This is a genomic window from Streptomyces graminofaciens, assembly GCF_030294945.1.
Classification (GTDB): Bacteria; Actinomycetota; Actinomycetes; order Streptomycetales; family Streptomycetaceae; genus Streptomyces; species Streptomyces graminofaciens.
This window is the reverse complement of the sequence record NZ_AP018448.1, coordinates 8711070-8725370: the sequence shown is the minus strand read 5'-3', so window position 1 is coordinate 8725370 and position 14301 is coordinate 8711070. Positions and strand designations below refer to the sequence as shown.

General features: G+C 72.9%; 12 protein-coding genes. 8 read left to right on the top strand and 4 right to left on the bottom strand.

What is annotated here, in order from left to right; genetic code table 11:
- Positions 1 to 12: 12 nt before the first annotated feature.
- Together SGFS_RS38365 and helR are read left to right on the top strand one after the other, a co-directional pair.
- A complete protein-coding gene (locus SGFS_RS38365; protein ID WP_286256799.1) occupies positions 13 to 2157 on the top strand; it encodes a glycoside hydrolase family 36 protein in 2145 nt (714 codons plus the stop codon).
- A gap of 343 nt (positions 2158 to 2500) precedes the next feature.
- Positions 2501 to 4684 carry an RNA polymerase recycling motor ATPase HelR gene (gene helR / locus SGFS_RS38360; protein ID WP_286256797.1) on the top strand — a complete coding sequence of 728 codons (2184 nt, stop codon included), beginning with the start codon at positions 2501 to 2503 and terminating at the stop codon, positions 4682 to 4684.
- Between the two features lie 55 nt (positions 4685 to 4739).
- On the opposite strand, the gene SGFS_RS38355 is transcribed toward helR, so the two are convergent.
- Positions 4740 to 5156 carry a gamma-glutamylcyclotransferase family protein gene (locus tag SGFS_RS38355; RefSeq protein WP_286260275.1) on the bottom strand — a complete coding sequence of 139 codons (417 nt, stop codon included), beginning with the start codon at positions 5154 to 5156 and terminating at the stop codon, positions 4740 to 4742.
- A gap of 260 nt (positions 5157 to 5416) precedes the next feature.
- Here SGFS_RS38355 and SGFS_RS38350 point away from each other — a divergent pair, with 260 nt between their 5' ends.
- The 3 genes from SGFS_RS38350 to SGFS_RS38340 all read left to right on the top strand — a co-directional run bounded on the left by SGFS_RS38350 (position 5417) and on the right by SGFS_RS38340 (position 7860).
- Entirely contained in the window at positions 5417 to 6325 is a 909-nt protein-coding gene (locus SGFS_RS38350) for an aminoglycoside phosphotransferase family protein (RefSeq protein WP_286256796.1), read from the top strand.
- Positions 6326 to 6496: 171 nt separating this feature from the next.
- Positions 6497 to 6946 carry a hypothetical protein gene (locus tag SGFS_RS38345; protein WP_286256795.1) on the top strand — a complete coding sequence of 150 codons (450 nt, stop codon included), beginning with the start codon at positions 6497 to 6499 and terminating at the stop codon, positions 6944 to 6946.
- 167 nt (positions 6947 to 7113) lie between these two features.
- Positions 7114 to 7860, top strand: a complete 747-nt coding sequence (locus tag SGFS_RS38340; RefSeq protein WP_286256794.1) for a class F sortase — start codon at positions 7114 to 7116, stop codon at positions 7858 to 7860.
- A 229-nt stretch (positions 7861 to 8089) separates the two neighbouring features.
- Here SGFS_RS38340 and SGFS_RS38335 read toward each other — a convergent pair whose 3' ends face one another.
- Positions 8090 to 8503 carry an SsgA family sporulation/cell division regulator gene (locus SGFS_RS38335; protein ID WP_286256793.1) on the bottom strand — a complete coding sequence of 138 codons (414 nt, stop codon included), beginning with the start codon at positions 8501 to 8503 and terminating at the stop codon, positions 8090 to 8092.
- Between the two features lie 201 nt (positions 8504 to 8704).
- Between SGFS_RS38335 and SGFS_RS38330 the strand changes: the two genes are divergently transcribed.
- Positions 8705 to 10633, top strand: a complete 1929-nt coding sequence (locus SGFS_RS38330) for a sigma-70 family RNA polymerase sigma factor (RefSeq protein ID WP_286256791.1) — start codon at positions 8705 to 8707, stop codon at positions 10631 to 10633.
- Between the two features lie 232 nt (positions 10634 to 10865).
- Here the strand turns inward: SGFS_RS38330 and SGFS_RS38325 are convergent, their stop codons facing one another.
- The gene (locus SGFS_RS38325; RefSeq protein WP_286256789.1) at positions 10866 to 11465 is read right to left on the bottom strand and encodes an NADPH-dependent FMN reductase; all 600 of its coding nucleotides are present in this window, start codon (positions 11463 to 11465) and stop codon (positions 10866 to 10868) included.
- A gap of 295 nt (positions 11466 to 11760) precedes the next feature.
- On the opposite strand from SGFS_RS38325, the gene SGFS_RS38320 reads away from it, so the two are divergent.
- Together SGFS_RS38320 and SGFS_RS38315 are read left to right on the top strand one after the other, a co-directional pair.
- Positions 11761 to 12318, top strand: a complete 558-nt coding sequence (locus SGFS_RS38320; protein WP_286256787.1) for a hypothetical protein — start codon at positions 11761 to 11763, stop codon at positions 12316 to 12318.
- 113 nt (positions 12319 to 12431) lie between these two features.
- Positions 12432 to 13058 (top strand): class F sortase, encoded by a 627-nt coding sequence (locus SGFS_RS38315; protein ID WP_286256786.1) that lies wholly within the window; start codon positions 12432 to 12434, stop codon positions 13056 to 13058.
- 132 nt (positions 13059 to 13190) lie between these two features.
- Here SGFS_RS38315 and SGFS_RS38310 read toward each other — a convergent pair whose 3' ends face one another.
- Positions 13191 to 13976 carry a sulfite exporter TauE/SafE family protein gene (locus SGFS_RS38310; RefSeq protein WP_286256785.1) on the bottom strand — a complete coding sequence of 262 codons (786 nt, stop codon included), beginning with the start codon at positions 13974 to 13976 and terminating at the stop codon, positions 13191 to 13193.
- Between the last annotated feature and the right edge of the window lie 325 nt (positions 13977 to 14301).

The window sequence follows — 14301 nt, the reverse complement described above, 5'->3', positions numbered from 1 at the left end:
CGGGGGGATCGCATGCCGCAGGACGACAGAGACCGGTGGACCCGCTCCTACCCGTGGAGCCTCTCCTACCGCTGGGGCCACTCCGCGCTGACCGCCGACTTCGACCTGAGCGGCGACACACCCCGGCTGGTGCGCGTACGGCACCCCGGCGATCCCGAGCCGGCGGTGCCCGAGGAGGGCAAGGCCGAGGTCACGCTCCCGCTCCTGGATGTCGTCCTGCTCGGTGACGGCGTCGGCTACTCGGGCCCGCGTTTCACGGGCACGGCGCTCGGGCGGCGTATGACGTACCGGGCGCACCGCTCCACGTACGGCGACGGCTGGCACCGGCTGACCTTCGAACTCCGCGACGCGGCAAGCGGGTTGACCGCCTTCGTCGAGTACGCCTCACCGGACGGCGTCGCCGTTCTGCGCTCCCGGGTGCGGCTGCGCAACGACGGCGCCGGAACCGTCACCGCGCGCTCGGTGGGCAGTCTGCTCGTGGGCGGGCTGCCCGGCGCCGACGAGCTGCTGGTGTTCCGGGCGCGCAACGACTGGGGCGCGGAGTGCCGTTGGTACGCCGAGCCGCTGCGGGACTCCGTGCCCGACATCAACCGGGAGGCGCACGGGCACACCGGGCACGCGGCGGCCCGTCTCGCCGGGCGCGGCAGCTGGCCCACCGACGGGCATCTGGCGATGGGCGGTCTGGTGCACCGTACGGACGCGCGGAGCTGGCTGTGGCAGATCGAGTCGGCGTCGAGCTGGAGCTGGGAGGCCGGCGAGGCGGAGGGGCACACGTATCTGGCGCTCGGCGGTCCGAACCACGACGAGCACCAGTGGCGTGAGGTCCTGGCGCCCGGCGGGGAGTTCACGGGCGAGTGGGCGGCGCTCGCGCTCGGTACGTGCTTCGACGGGGCTCTGGCCGAGCTGACGGCGTACCGCCGGCTCGTCCGCCGTCCGCACCCGGACCACGAGCGGCTGCCGATCGTCTTCAACGACTACATGAACACGCTGATGGGCGACCCGACGACGGAGAAGCTGTTGCCGCTGATCGACGCGGCGGCGGAGGTCGGTGCCGAGTACTTCTGTGTCGACGCCGGGTGGTACGACGACGAGCCCGAGGGGGAGGGAGCGGGCGGGGGCTGGTGGGACAGCGTCGGAGCGTGGCTGCCGTCGGCCCGGCGGTTCCCCGGCGGGGGCATCGGGGTCGTGCTCGACCGGATCCGGGAGCGCGGGATGGTGCCGGGGCTGTGGCTGGAGCCGGAGGTCGTCGGGGTGCGCAGCCCACTCGCCCGGGAGCTGCCGGACGAGGCGTTCCTGCGGCACGCGGACGGCAGCCGGGTGACCGAGCAGGGCCGTCATCAGCTGGACCTGACCCATCCGGCGGCGCGTGCGCATCTCGATCGGACGGTCGATCGGATCATCGGCGAGTGGGGAGTCGGCTATCTGAAGCTCGACTACAACATCACGACATCGGCGCCGGGGCATCTGGACCACTCCCGGGCGTGGCTCGCCTGGCTGTCGTCGGTCCTGGACCGGCACCCCGGGCTGGTCGTGGAGAACTGTGCGTCGGGCGGTATGCGGATGGACGGCGCCTCGCTGGCGGTGGCGCAGGTGCAGTCCACGTCCGATCAGCAGGATCCGCTGCGTTGTCCGCCGATCGCGGCCTCCGCGCCTACGGCTGTGCCGCCCGAGCAGGGGGCCGTGTGGGCGTATCCCCAGCCGTCGTACACGGACGCCGAGATCGCGTTCACGCTCGGGTCGGCGCTGTTGGGGCGGGTGCATCTGTCCGGGCGGCTGGATGGAATGACAGAGCGTCAGCGGGGGCTGGTGCGGGAGGCGTTGGCCGCGTACAAGGAGATCCGGGGGGATCTGGGGGCGGCTGTCGCCTTCTGGCCGTTGGGGCTGCCGGGGTGGGAAGACGACTGGGTCGCGTTGGGGGTGCGGGGGGCCGACGTGGAGGCGGGGCCGGTGTATGTGAGCGTGTGGCGGCGGGGTGGGGACGTCGCCGAGCGGGTGCTTGCGGTGCCGCGGGTGGCGGGGCTCGGGGAGCGTGGGGTGCGGGTGGAGGTGGTGCATCCGCAGGTGACGGGGGGCACGGCGGAGTGGGACGGGGTGGGGGTGCGGGTTCGGATGCCTGAGGCGCCGATGGTGGTGGTTCTGCGGGTGACTGTGGTCTAGGGGATCTTTTCGCCCCCGCCGCCCCTGTCCGTCCCGTCCGCGTCCCGTCCGCGTCCCGTCCTCCAGGGGCTGCCGCCCCTTCCACCCCGCCGGCTTGCGCTTGAGAGCTCGGGCTTGCGCTTGAGAGCTCGGGGGGCTTCGTGCGTTGGCGGGTGCTGGATCGTTGTGGTTGATCGCGCCCACGCGGCGGAGTCGCAGAATGGCACAACCCAGCGCCCCTTACAGGGGCTCCCTCCGCCACTACCAAGCTATAGCGCACCCTGGGGGTTGCGGCAAGGGCCCCTGTGTGGCGCATCATCACTGGGCTTACCGTCTGGACCTGCGGAAATGAGGGATCTTCTACGTGAGCCCGCTTAGCACTAGCGCGTTCGACCTGCCCGAGCGGCTCGCCCCCAAGGCCGATCCGGCGCTGATCGGTCGGGACGAGGAGCACTTCGCCGCCGTCGCGGAGTGTCTGGAGCAGTCGATCGCCGAGCTGTCCGGCCGTCTCGACGCCGAGCGCAGGGCGCCCGGCGGCATGGGGCGGCAGGCGATGGAGCGGGACATCGAGATCCATCGGCTGACCAGTCGGCTGCGCACCCTGCGCCGGTTCGGGCTCGACCTGTGCCTCGGGCACATGGCCGGGGCGGACGACGCCGAGCCCGTGTACGTCGGACGGCTCGGCCTCACCGACAGCACGGGGCGCCGGCTGCTGCTCGACTGGCGCTCCCCCGCGGCCGAGCCGTTCTTCGCGGCGACCCACGCCAACCCGATGGGGCTGGCGAGCCGCCGCCGGTATCGCTGGACCCGTGGCCGGATCAGCGACTACTGGGACGAGGTGTTCACCGCCGACGAGCTCGAAGGGCACGCCGCGCTCGACGACCAGTCCGCCTTCATCGCCAGCCTGGGCACCAACCGGTCGGAGCGGATGCGTGACGTGCTCGCCACCATCCAGGCCGACCAGGACGCCATCATCCGCGCGGGATCCCGGGGCGCCCTCGTCGTCGACGGCGGGCCCGGCACGGGCAAGACCGTCGTCGCGCTGCACCGCTCCGCCTATCTCCTCTACTCCGACCCCCGCCTCGGTCACCGTCGGGGCGGCGTCCTGTTCGTCGGTCCGCACCGGCCCTATCTGGCCTATGTCGCGGACGTCCTGCCCAGCCTCGGCGAGGAGGGCGTGCAGACCTGCATCCTGCGGGACCTCGTCGCCGAGGGAGCGGCGGCCACGGCCGAGTCCGACCCGGACGTGGCCCGGCTGAAGTCGTCCGCGGACCTGGTGAAGGGGATCGAGAAGGCCGTCAGGTTCTACGAGGAGCCGCCCGGCGAGGGGATGACGGTCACGACCCACTGGAACGACATCTGGCTGAGCGCCGACGACTGGGCCGCGGCGTTCGACGCGGCGGAACCCGGCACTCCGCACAACGAGGCGCGCGACCAGGTCTGGGAGGAACTGCTCACGATCCTGGTGGACGCGCACGAAGGCGACGCCTCGCCCGAACTGCTCCGCAAGTCGCTGCGGCAGAACAGGGAGCTGCTCACCGCCTTCAACCGCGCGTGGCCGCTGCTCGAAGCGGCCGACCTCGTCTCCGACCTGTGGTCGGTACCCGCCTATCTGCGGCTGTGCGCTCCCTGGCTCGACCGCGACGAGGTGCGAAAGCTCCAGCGCGCGGACGCCCAGGCCTGGACGGTGTCCGACCTGCCGCTGCTGGACGCGGCACGGCAGCGGCTCGGCGACCCGGAGACGGCCCGGCGCAAGCGCCGGAACAAGGCCGTCCTCGCCGACCAGCGCGAGCAGATGGAGCGGGTCGTCGACAACCTGATCGAGGCCGTGTCCGGCTCCGGCGCCGACGGTGACGACGGCGAAGGCCTGGTGACCATGTTGCGCGGCGAGGACGCCAAGGCCAGCCTGGTCGACGAGAGCGCGCTGCCGGTTCTCGAACCGGACGTGCTCGCCGGGCCGTTCGCGCACATCGTGGTCGACGAGGCCCAGGAACTCACCGACGCGGAGTGGCAGATGCTGCTGCTGCGCTGCCCGTCCCGGAGCTTCACCATCGTCGGCGACCGTGCCCAGGCCAGGCACGGGTTCACGGAGTCGTGGCAGGAGCGGCTCGCGCGGATCGGGCTCGACCGGATCGACGTGGCCTCGCTGAGCGTCAACTACCGGACGCCGGAGGAGATCATGACGGAGGCCGCGCCGGTCGTGCGGGCCGTGCTCCCGGACGCGAATGTGCCGACCTCCATCCGCAGCAGCGGCGTCCCCGTCGTCCACGGATCCGTCGCGGAACTGGACGCCGTCCTCGACCGCTGGCTCGCCGAGCACGCCGACGGGATCGCCTGCGTCATCGGCGCGGGTGACATCGGGGAGGGCAGGTTCCGGGCGACTTCCCGCGTCCGGTCGCTGACCCCGGAGCTGTCGAAGGGGCTCGAGTTCGACCTGGTCGTCCTCGTCGACCCCGAGAAGTTCGGCACGGGCGTCGAGGGAGCGGTCGACCGCTATGTCGCGATGACCCGGGCGACCCAGCAGCTCGTCGTGCTCACGAGCCCCTGACGCCGGCACCGGCGACCGCAGGCCGCCGGGGTGCGTCCCCGGCGGCCGGCTCCGGTCAGCGGCGCGCCCGCCAGTCCCCGCCCTCGATCAGCTTGCCCCACGCCCGCAGACGGACGGCGACGGCCGGGGCCGCCACGTACACCCAGGCCCGTACGACCGTGCCGTCGTCGAGGGTCGCCGGGCGCTCCACCCGCTCGTACAGGTTGGCGGGGTCGCCCGGCGCGTACTCCTCCAGCAGGTCGAGGGAGCGCAGGAGTTCGCCGTACGCCTCGGGGCGGGCGGTGACCACCTCTCCGGTCACGAGCCCGTCGGCGCTCCCGGGCTCCTCGACGGCGTACGGGTACCCGGGGCCGTCGTAGAGGACCACGCCGCGCATCGTGGCCGGTTCCTCGGCGTGGGTGCGGCCGCGCAGGAAGAGGTCGTGGTTGGGCTCGCCGGGGCGGAGGGTGCCGTAGACGAAGAAGGGGAGCATGAGCATCGTCCGCATCGTTCTCCAATCCTCCAAGGACGGCAACCACGTGCAACGGCTCGACCGTGACCGGCTTCGGCTTCGGCTTCGGCTTCGGCAACGACAAGCTGGGGGCGATGCGGGGAGCACCGAGCACAACGCGGTGGCGGCGACGTGGAGCGCGGTGTCCGTGGGCAGACACAGACTCCGCTAATTGCGTGGCCGGTGCGCGGCGGGCGTGGTTACGCTCCACCGTCCCCCTGCCACGCGACCTACGGAGACCCATGACCTCCAGGGCCAGACTGCACGCCGACGAGCTCGACATCGACGAGACGCTCGTACGGCGGCTGCTCGCGCGGCAGTTCCCGCACTGGGCCGGGCTGCCGCTCACGCCGGCGCCGGCCGCCGGGACCGACAACGTCATGTACCGGCTGGGCGACGACATGGTCGTACGGCTGCCCCGGAAGCCCGATGGCGCCGCGCAGGCCGACAAGGAGCACCGGTGGCTGCCCAGGCTCGCCCCGCTGCTGCCGCTGCCCGTGCCGGAGCCGCTCGGCAAGGGGGAGCCCGGGGAGGGGTATCCGCTGCCGTGGTCGGTGCTGCGGTGGCTGGACGGGGAGAACGCCTACGACGCCCCCATCACCGAACTCGCCGCTGGCGCCGATATGTTGGGTGGTTTCGTGGCGGCGCTGCGGAAGGTGGACGCCATCGGTGGGCCCGTCTCCTTCCGGGGCGGGCCGGTGGGTGTGGAGGACCGCTGGGTGCGGGACGCGATCCGGGAGCTGGGTGCCGACGGCTCGGTGGACGCGGTCGCCGCGACCGCGCTCTGGGAGGAGACGCTGGCGCTCCCCCAGTGGACGGGCGACCCCGTCTGGGTCCACGCGGACCTGCTGCCGGGCAATCTCCTCACCCGCGGCGGCCGACTCGGCGCGGTCATCGACTTCGGCGGCCTCGGGGTGGGCGACCCCGCCTGCGATCTGATGCCGGCCTGGACCCTCTTCACCTCCGGCACCCGCGCCCGCTTCCGGGAGGCCGCCGACGCCGACGACGCGACCTGGGCACGGGGACGTGGCTGGGCCCTGTGCTTCGGACTCGTCGCGGAGCACTACTACCGGGACAAGGGGCACGTGCTCGCAGAGGTGGGGCGGCGGGCAGTGGGTGAGGTACTGACGGAGTACGTGGGCGGCGCGTGAGCGAGGGCTGTTCACGGGGGCCGGAATGCGCCCATCGGAGTGGGGCTGTAACCCGTGCGACGGCCCCGGATGGTGGGACCGCGCGGCCTGACTGACGGTGGATCACGCCAGGGCCGGGTCACTTGAGCTGACGTAGGGCCAGCTGCTCGGGCTTGGCGGAAGGACACTGACATGCGTTCTGCCCGGATGCTGTTCGCCGCGGCGACGGTCTCGGCCGCCCTCGCGGTCACCGCGCCCACCGCCTTCGCCGACTCGGCGGAAGACTGGAGCCGCGGCGACTCCGCGGTCAGCAAGGAGAGCCACTCGTCGGAGACCGACCAGGGCGACCACGGCAAGGAGTGGGAAAGCAAGCAGGACAAGGAGTGGAGCGGCAAGGAGGGCAAGGAGGAGAAGGACTGGGGCGCCAAGGAGGAGAAGGACTGGGAGGGCAAGGAGGACAAGGAGGACAAGGAGGACAAGGAGTGGGGCGGCGACCACGACAAGCCGAAGGGCGGGATTCACACGGGTGGCGGCGGGCTCGCCTCGCCGGGTGTCACCGGCGGCGGGCTGGCCGCGCTGGGCGTCCTCGGCACCGGGATGTACGCGCTGCGACGCAAGAAGGCCGCCGAAAGCGGGGTCTGAGCCGTGCCTGACGCCATAGCCGCGATAGCGGTCCGGGTCGCCACCCCAGCACTCCGGTTCTCCGGTGGCGGCCCGGCCGTCGTCCCACCGCATCACCAACCCCCGTGCTCCCCGTTGTGTCCGCGTCGTGTCCGCTCCCCTCCGCACCCGAGCGAGGTCGTCCTTCGATGGCAGCCAGCCCTCCTTCCCCTTCCTCACCCACATCCGAAAAAGCGTCCGGCACCTCTGCGGGCGCATCGTCCGGAGCGCTCTCCGGAAGGTCGTCCCGGCGGTTGGCCCGGGTGAGCGCGGCCGTGTTCTGGGGCCTCGTCGTACTCGTCGCCACAGTGATCGTGGTCGGGGGCTCCGGTGGGGACGGCGACAAGGAGTCGTCCGGTCCCGCGCGACACGCCCCGCAGGTCCCCGCCTCCGAATCCGCCGCACCGTCCGCGCCCTCGGACACGCGGTCGGCGGGCAAGCGGCTGCCCCGGTCCCGGCCGACCCGTCTCGTCATTCCGAAGATCTTCGTCGACGCCCCCTTCACCGACCTCGCCATCGACCGCTCGGGGCAGTTGGAGCCCCCTCCGGCCAAGGACACCAATCTCGTCGGCTGGTACGCCAAGGGCGTCTCCCCGGGCGAGGCGGGCACCTCGATCATCGCCGGGCATGTGGACACCGCGACGTCCCCGGCCGTGTTCGCGAGCCTCAGCGACCTGAAGAAGGGCGACGAGTTCCATGTCGTGCGGGAGGACGGGAGCAAGGCCTCCTTCGTCGTCGACGGCTCGGAGTCCTTCGAGAAGGACCGCTTTCCGAACGAGCGCGTGTACGCCGACACGGACCAGGCCCAGGTGCGCCTGATCACCTGCGCCGGGAGCTACGACCACGAGGCCAAGGACTACACGGAGAACCTGGTGGTCTTCGCGCATCTCGTCTAGGGCCTGTTCCAGGTTTCCCGTCGTCCGCCCGTAGGGCGGGCCCTGCGGCGTCCGGCGCGGTGCCTCGGCGTGCGGCCGGATCGTCCTCGTACTGGACGTACTTGGATGATCCGGCCGTGCGGCGAGGTGCCGTGCCGGGCGTCGCGGGGCAGGCGGGAAACCTGGAACAGGCCCTAGGGCCCTTCCGGCGGGCCCTGGTACGGCCCGGCCGAGGGACCGGCGCACGCGGTCACACCCCGCCCAGGAGGGAGGCGAGGCCGTCGTCGAGGACCGGTTCCAGGTCTTCTCCGCCCGGTGCGACGACCGTGAACGAGCGGCGCAGGAAGCGGTGGAGGGCGGCTCTGCCGAAGAGGATCATGGCCATGCCGTACGGGGAGTGGAGTTCGACGACCGTGCGGGTCGGGCCGCAGGGCCAGATGTGGACGTCGCCGATGCCGGTCGGGGCGGTGAGACCCTCGGCGAGGAGGGTGCGGGCGAACGTCCAGGTCACGCCCTCGTCGTCGGCCGAGGCCGCGGGCGGGAAGTCGATGTGCACGGCGAAGGGGTCGGCGGAGGTGTAGCGCAGGGTGACGCGTACGGGGACCTCCTCGTAGTCGGGGGTGACCAGGCGGGCGAGGGCGGGCTGTTCGAGAACGGTGTGCATGGGGGGCTCCGATTCGGGCGGCGTCGGCGGTCGTGAGGTGCTGTGCCTTCTCGACCTCGGGGAGGGGCCCGGTATTACGCCGATACAGAAGTAACTCACTGTGACGTGTATCACCTTCTGTAGATTGTTTAACTTTTTGCCATCTGGCCATACAAAATCATCGTCGTCCCATCAGCAGGCCACTGAGAGAGCGTTCCTGCCATGAACGACGGTCACGCCACCGCCACCATCGAGTACACGCAGATCTTCGAGGAGCAGCACCCGCGGCTCGTCGCGTACGCCCGCTCCCTCACCCGGAACAGCTGGGCGGCCGAGGATCTCGTCGCGGAGGCGCACTTCCGGGTCTGGCGGCGGATGTCCGCGGGGCACGAGATCGACAACGTACCGGCGTATCTGATGACGACGGTCCGTCATCTCGCGGCCGCCGTCGGGAGCGCCACGCGGGAGACGCCGCAGGATCCGCTGACCGCCGCCGAGCGGGTCGAGGCGGGTGGCGCGGGCGGTCCCGTGGGTGCCGCCGGCGGTCACGCCGACGACCCGGCCGAGCAGGTGTCCTCCGTCGACCTGCTGGTGCGGGTGCTGGGGCAGTTGCCCGAGCGGTGGGTGGAGGCGTTGTGGCTGGCCGAGGCGGAGGGGCAGCCGCTGGAGGCGGTCGGGCGGCACATCGGCGCCAAGCAGGGCGCGACGGCGGTGCTGCTGCACCGGGCCCGTGAGGGGATGCGCCAGGCCTTTCTGCGGGTGCAGCCCGGGGTGCCGAACGATCCCGCGTGCGAGGCGTATTGGGGGCGGATACCCGCGTACGTACGCGGTACGGCCTCGGCGCGGCAGTCCGAGCAGTTGCTCGGGCATGTCGACGGGTGCGACGACTGCCGGGCGCGGCTCGCGGCGCTGATGCGCACGAACGACCGGCTGCCCGCGCTCGTCGGCCCGGCCCTGCTGGTGTTCGCGGTGGGCGGCACCGGCAAGTACCTGCTGTCGTCCTTCGCCTCGGCGTCCGCGCTGGGCGCGCACGGCGGGGGTCAGTTGCTGCACGCGGTACAGCACACCGTGACCGGCGGGGCGAAGGTGAAGGCGCCGACGGCGGTCGCGGTCGGCACGGCCGCGGCTGCCGCCGCCGTCGCGGCCGGCATCGTCCTCGGCTCACTCGGCCCGTCCTCGGTCCCGCTACGGCGCATACCGGTCGCGGAGGCACCGGTGGCCCAGCTGCCGCAGGGGCCGGCCACGGAGAAGTCCGACGGGCGGGACCGGGTCAGGGACATCGTGACGTTGGCGGACAACGGACGGGGCGCGGCGGATGCCGGCGCGTCGGCCGGCGCCAGGGGGCCGGTGTCGGAGGTTGTCCGGCCGGGGGCCGACGAGGCGGCCGACGGCGGCGGCACGGGGGTGCGGGAGGGGACGGCGCCGGAGGTCACGGGGCCGGTTGTCGAGGAGGACGAGCCCGCGGAGGGCGGGGACGAGGAAACGGGAACGGGGACGGAGGCGGGAACGGGAGAGGGCTCAGGCGACGGAGACGGGGACGGGACGGGTGTGGTCGTGCCTGACCCTCCGGTGACGGAGCCGGAGGGGCCGGGGACGCCTGAGGTGGAGACACCCGAGACGCCGGAGACACCGGAGACACCGGAGACACCGGAGACACCGGGGACCGAGACCCCGGGCACGCCCGACACGGACACGCCCGAGACCCCGGGAACGCCCGACACCGAGACGCCCGGGACGGAGGACCCCGGCACGGACTACCCCGGGGCAGAGGACCCCGACACGGAGACGCCGGAGCCCGAAACCCCGGTGACGGACACGCCGGAGCCCGAAACCCCGGAGCCCGAAACCCCGGTGACGGACACGCCGGAGCCCGAAACCCCGGAGCCCGAAACCCCGGTGACGGACACGCCGGAGCCCGAAACCCCGGGCGACGGCTACCCCACGGACCCGACTCCGGAGACTCCCCCGGCCCCGGAGCCGACCGACCCGACCCCCGTGGACCCCACCCCGGTCGACGAGACGCCCACCACGCCGGAGGTCACCGACCCGGCACCGACGACGCCCACCCCCGTGGACCCGGCACCGGCAGACCCGGAGCCGGCCGAGCCCACCCCGCCCACCCCGCCCACCCCTCCTGGTGGCAACTGCTGAGCGGGTGGCCGACACGGCCGTCGACCGGACGTACGGCAGTTCGGCCGACGGCCGACGGCCGCCGGCCCGGCAGCGGTTCGGCGCCGGAGCCTCCGGGCCCCAGCCGGGAGGCTCCGGCACCCGAGCCTCCCGACCCAGCCGGGACGCGAGCCCGCCGCCGGAACAAGGCGTCCGGCGGGGGGCGGCACAGCCGGCCCCCGCACCCCGTCGCCCCTCACCCCCGTCACCTTCGTCACCCCTCGTACGGCCACCTCCCCCGCGCCTCCCTCAGCCCCTTCCCCCACCAACCCAGCTGATCCAGCATCACCTTCGCCGCGGCATCCGGGCCGGACGGGTCCCTGAGGTGACCGGTGTCGTCGAAGGAGGCGTGGGCGTTGTGGAAGGACACCGTGTCGCGGACGGTGGTCGCGTGGAGTTCGGCGAAGACCTGCCGTAGGTGTTCCACCGCGCGGAGGCCGCCCGCGAGGCCGCCGTAGGAGACGAGGGCGACCGGTTTGGCGCGCCACTCGTGGAAGTGCCAGTCGATGAGGTTCTTCAGGGCTGCCGGATAGGAGTGGTTGTACTCGGGGGTCAGCACGATGAACGCCTCGGCGGCGGCGAGCTTCGGGGTGATCCCGGCCAGTCGTGCCGTCGCCTCCGGGGTCGGGGCGAAGGTCGTCGGGAGGTCGTCGGTCTCGGCGACGTCCACGACGTCGACCTCGAAGTCGTCGCGCCCGCGCACCCGGTCCAGCAGCCAGTCGGCGACCACCGACCCGAACCGGCCGGCCCGGTTGCTGCCGATCACCACCGTCACCCGGACCGGCGCGACACGAACATCTGTTGAGGTATCCATGGCGGTTTCCATGACGGCCACCCTCATGCCTCAACCTTGCTTGAGGTCAAGCCACCGCCGTCACCCGTTCACAGCTCTCGACCCCCGTCCAGCCGTTCTTTTCCGAGTCGCCTCCCGCACCACCGCGATGACCTGCTGAAACGCAAGCCATCCGCACTCCGCCGAGTACCGGCCGGCCTCCCTCCACCACCCGTTCACCACATTTCTGACGTGGTCTCAGGGAGCGCTCGGCCCCCGCTGGCACTTACCTCGAAGGAGCAGGAACCCCGGAAGTGAGCTCGGAGGAACAGGCCCGATGCGACGTAGCGCCCGAACCGTCCGTACCGCCCGGCTGCTGACCGGAACCGCGCTGGCCGTCGCCGTCGCGGGGTCGGCCGCCGCGCCCGTGTACGGCGACGCGGGCGGCGGACGGCTGGAGCTGGCCCCGGTCGGTGTCGTCCCGGGCGCCGAGGTCATCGCGACCGCGGCGGGCTGCGGCGTGGGCGGTACCGCGGCCGGTGACGCCAGCGCGGTCGGGGCGGGCTCCTTCTCCCTCGCGCCCGGCGCCGGAGCACGGCGGCCCACCGGGCGGTTCGAGGTGCCGCCGAGCGCCCAGCCGGGGACGTACGAGATCGTCGCGACCTGCTCGCGCGGTGGCCGGCGGGTCACCGGCGACCTGGTGGTCGCCCTCACCGGCACGCGGGAACAGCGGCCGGCGCATCCGACGCATCCGCGAGGAAGCGTGAAGACGGGGGTCGGTGGCGCGCTCGGTCCCGACCCCGTGCAGACCGCGGCCGGCGTGGCGGCTCTCGCCGTCGCCGCCGCGGGCGGTACCTGGCTCCTGCATCGCCGGGCGAGAGGCGACGGGATCTGACGGACACCCTCCGCCGTCCGTCCACCGGTACCGCGGTCCCCTCCCCTCCGGGCCCGACGCCCCTCGCGGCCCGGAGGGGAGGAACAACCAGCCGACCCCGACAGGAGCCCCGTGTGCGCCGGTTCGCCAACTCCGCCATAGCGGGCGTCACCGTCGTAGCCCTCTGCGCCGGCGCCTGGCTGCTGCGCAACGGCACCGCCTCCCATCCGCCTCCGCAGCCGTCGGCCGCCCAGGCCCACGGCAGCCCCCGGGCGGAGAGACCGGCCGCGCCCGCGCTCGCCCCCTCCCCGCCCGACCGCGTCCGCATCCCGTCCCTGCACGTGGACGCCCCCCTCATGGGCCTCGGCCTCACCCCCACCGGCAGCCTCGACGTCCCGCCCGCGCGGCCGAGCAACCTCGCCGGCTGGTACGAGGCGGGCACCACCCCCGGTGAGCGGGGCACCTCGATCGTCGCCGGGCACGTCGACAACGCGGAGGGGCCCGCCGTCTTCTACCGGCTGGGCGCGCTGAGACGCGGCGCCACCATCGAGGTGGACCGGCGGGACGGCAGCGTCGCGGTGTTCACCGTGGACGCGGTGGAGGCGTACGACGCGCGGGACTTCCCCGACGAGAAGGTGTACGGGGCGGCGCGGAGGCCGGAGTTGCGGGTCATCACCTGCGGCGGGGGGTATTCGAGGGCGACCGGTTACCGGGGGAACGTGGTCGTGTTCGCGCACCTCGCGGGAAGCCACGTCGGCTGATCGTCGGCCTCCCCGTGTCCTCGCGCGGCAGGCCGTCAGACCTCCGTCAGGCCGCCTGGCGCCCGAGGGGCCTGAGCCGGAACACCGACGGGCGCCGGCCGGCCGACTGCCGCACCTCCGCCGGCACCTCCGTCAGCCCACCCACTGTTCGTACCCCATCTTCACCACCAGCGTGAACACCACCGTCAGCAGCACGACCCGGACGAACCCGCTGCCCTTCTTCAGCGCGGTGCGGGCCCCGACCGTCCCCCCGACCAGGTTGAAGACGGCCATCAGCGCGGCCAGCTGCCAGTACACCGTGCCCTTCCAGGCGAAGGTGGCGAGGGCGCCGGCGTTGGTGCAGCAGTTGACGATCTTGGCGGTGGCGGAGGCGGTGACCAGGTCGAGGTGGAGGACGGCGGTCAGGGCCAGGACCAGGAAGGTGCCGGTGCCGGGGCCGATGAGGCCGTCGTAGAAGCCGATGCCGACGCCCGCGAGGCCGATCGCGGCGAGGACGCGGCGCGCGGAGACCGGCCCGGTGGAGGGGGCCGTGCCGAAGGAGGGGCGCAGGATCACGAGGGTGCCCACGGCCAGCAGCACCACCATGACCACCGGCTTCAGCACGTCCGTGCTCATCCCGGCGGCCACGAAGGCACCGGCCGTGGACCCGGCGAGCGCCGCGAGGCCGATCCGTACGGCGATCCGCACGTCGACCGGGGTGCGGCGCGCGTATGTCACCGCCGCGCCCGTCGTGCCGACGATGGCCACCGCCTTGTTGGTGCCGAGCGCGTACTGCGCGGCCGAGGCGCCGTTCGGCAGGCCGAGCAGGAGGGTGGGGAGCAGGAGCAGTCCGCCACCGCCCACGACCGCGTCGATCCAGCCGGCCGCGAGGGCCGCGAGGCAGAGGACGACGACCGTGGTCAGGGATATGTCGGGCATGATCGCGACCCTACGGGGCGGGACAGGTGTGCCCTCCATCGACCTGGGCGTCTTGTGGGCTTCCGGCGGCGGCGCGGGGGCCGGACGTGAGCTACGGCACCCGGGGCCCGGCGCGCACGACCACCCGCGCTCCCGCCCCCGCCCTCCCGTATACGCCCGTATCCCATCCGTATCACCAGGTCAGCGGCGCTTCGGCGGCTGTCCTCACACTCCACCCCGCCGCGCCGGAAACCCCTCACACTCCCCTCGGGGGCGCGAGGAGGGCAGCGTTCCTCGCGAGAAACAGACGTGATGCGGTCGGGAAACACCGGCACCGCACGCTCAA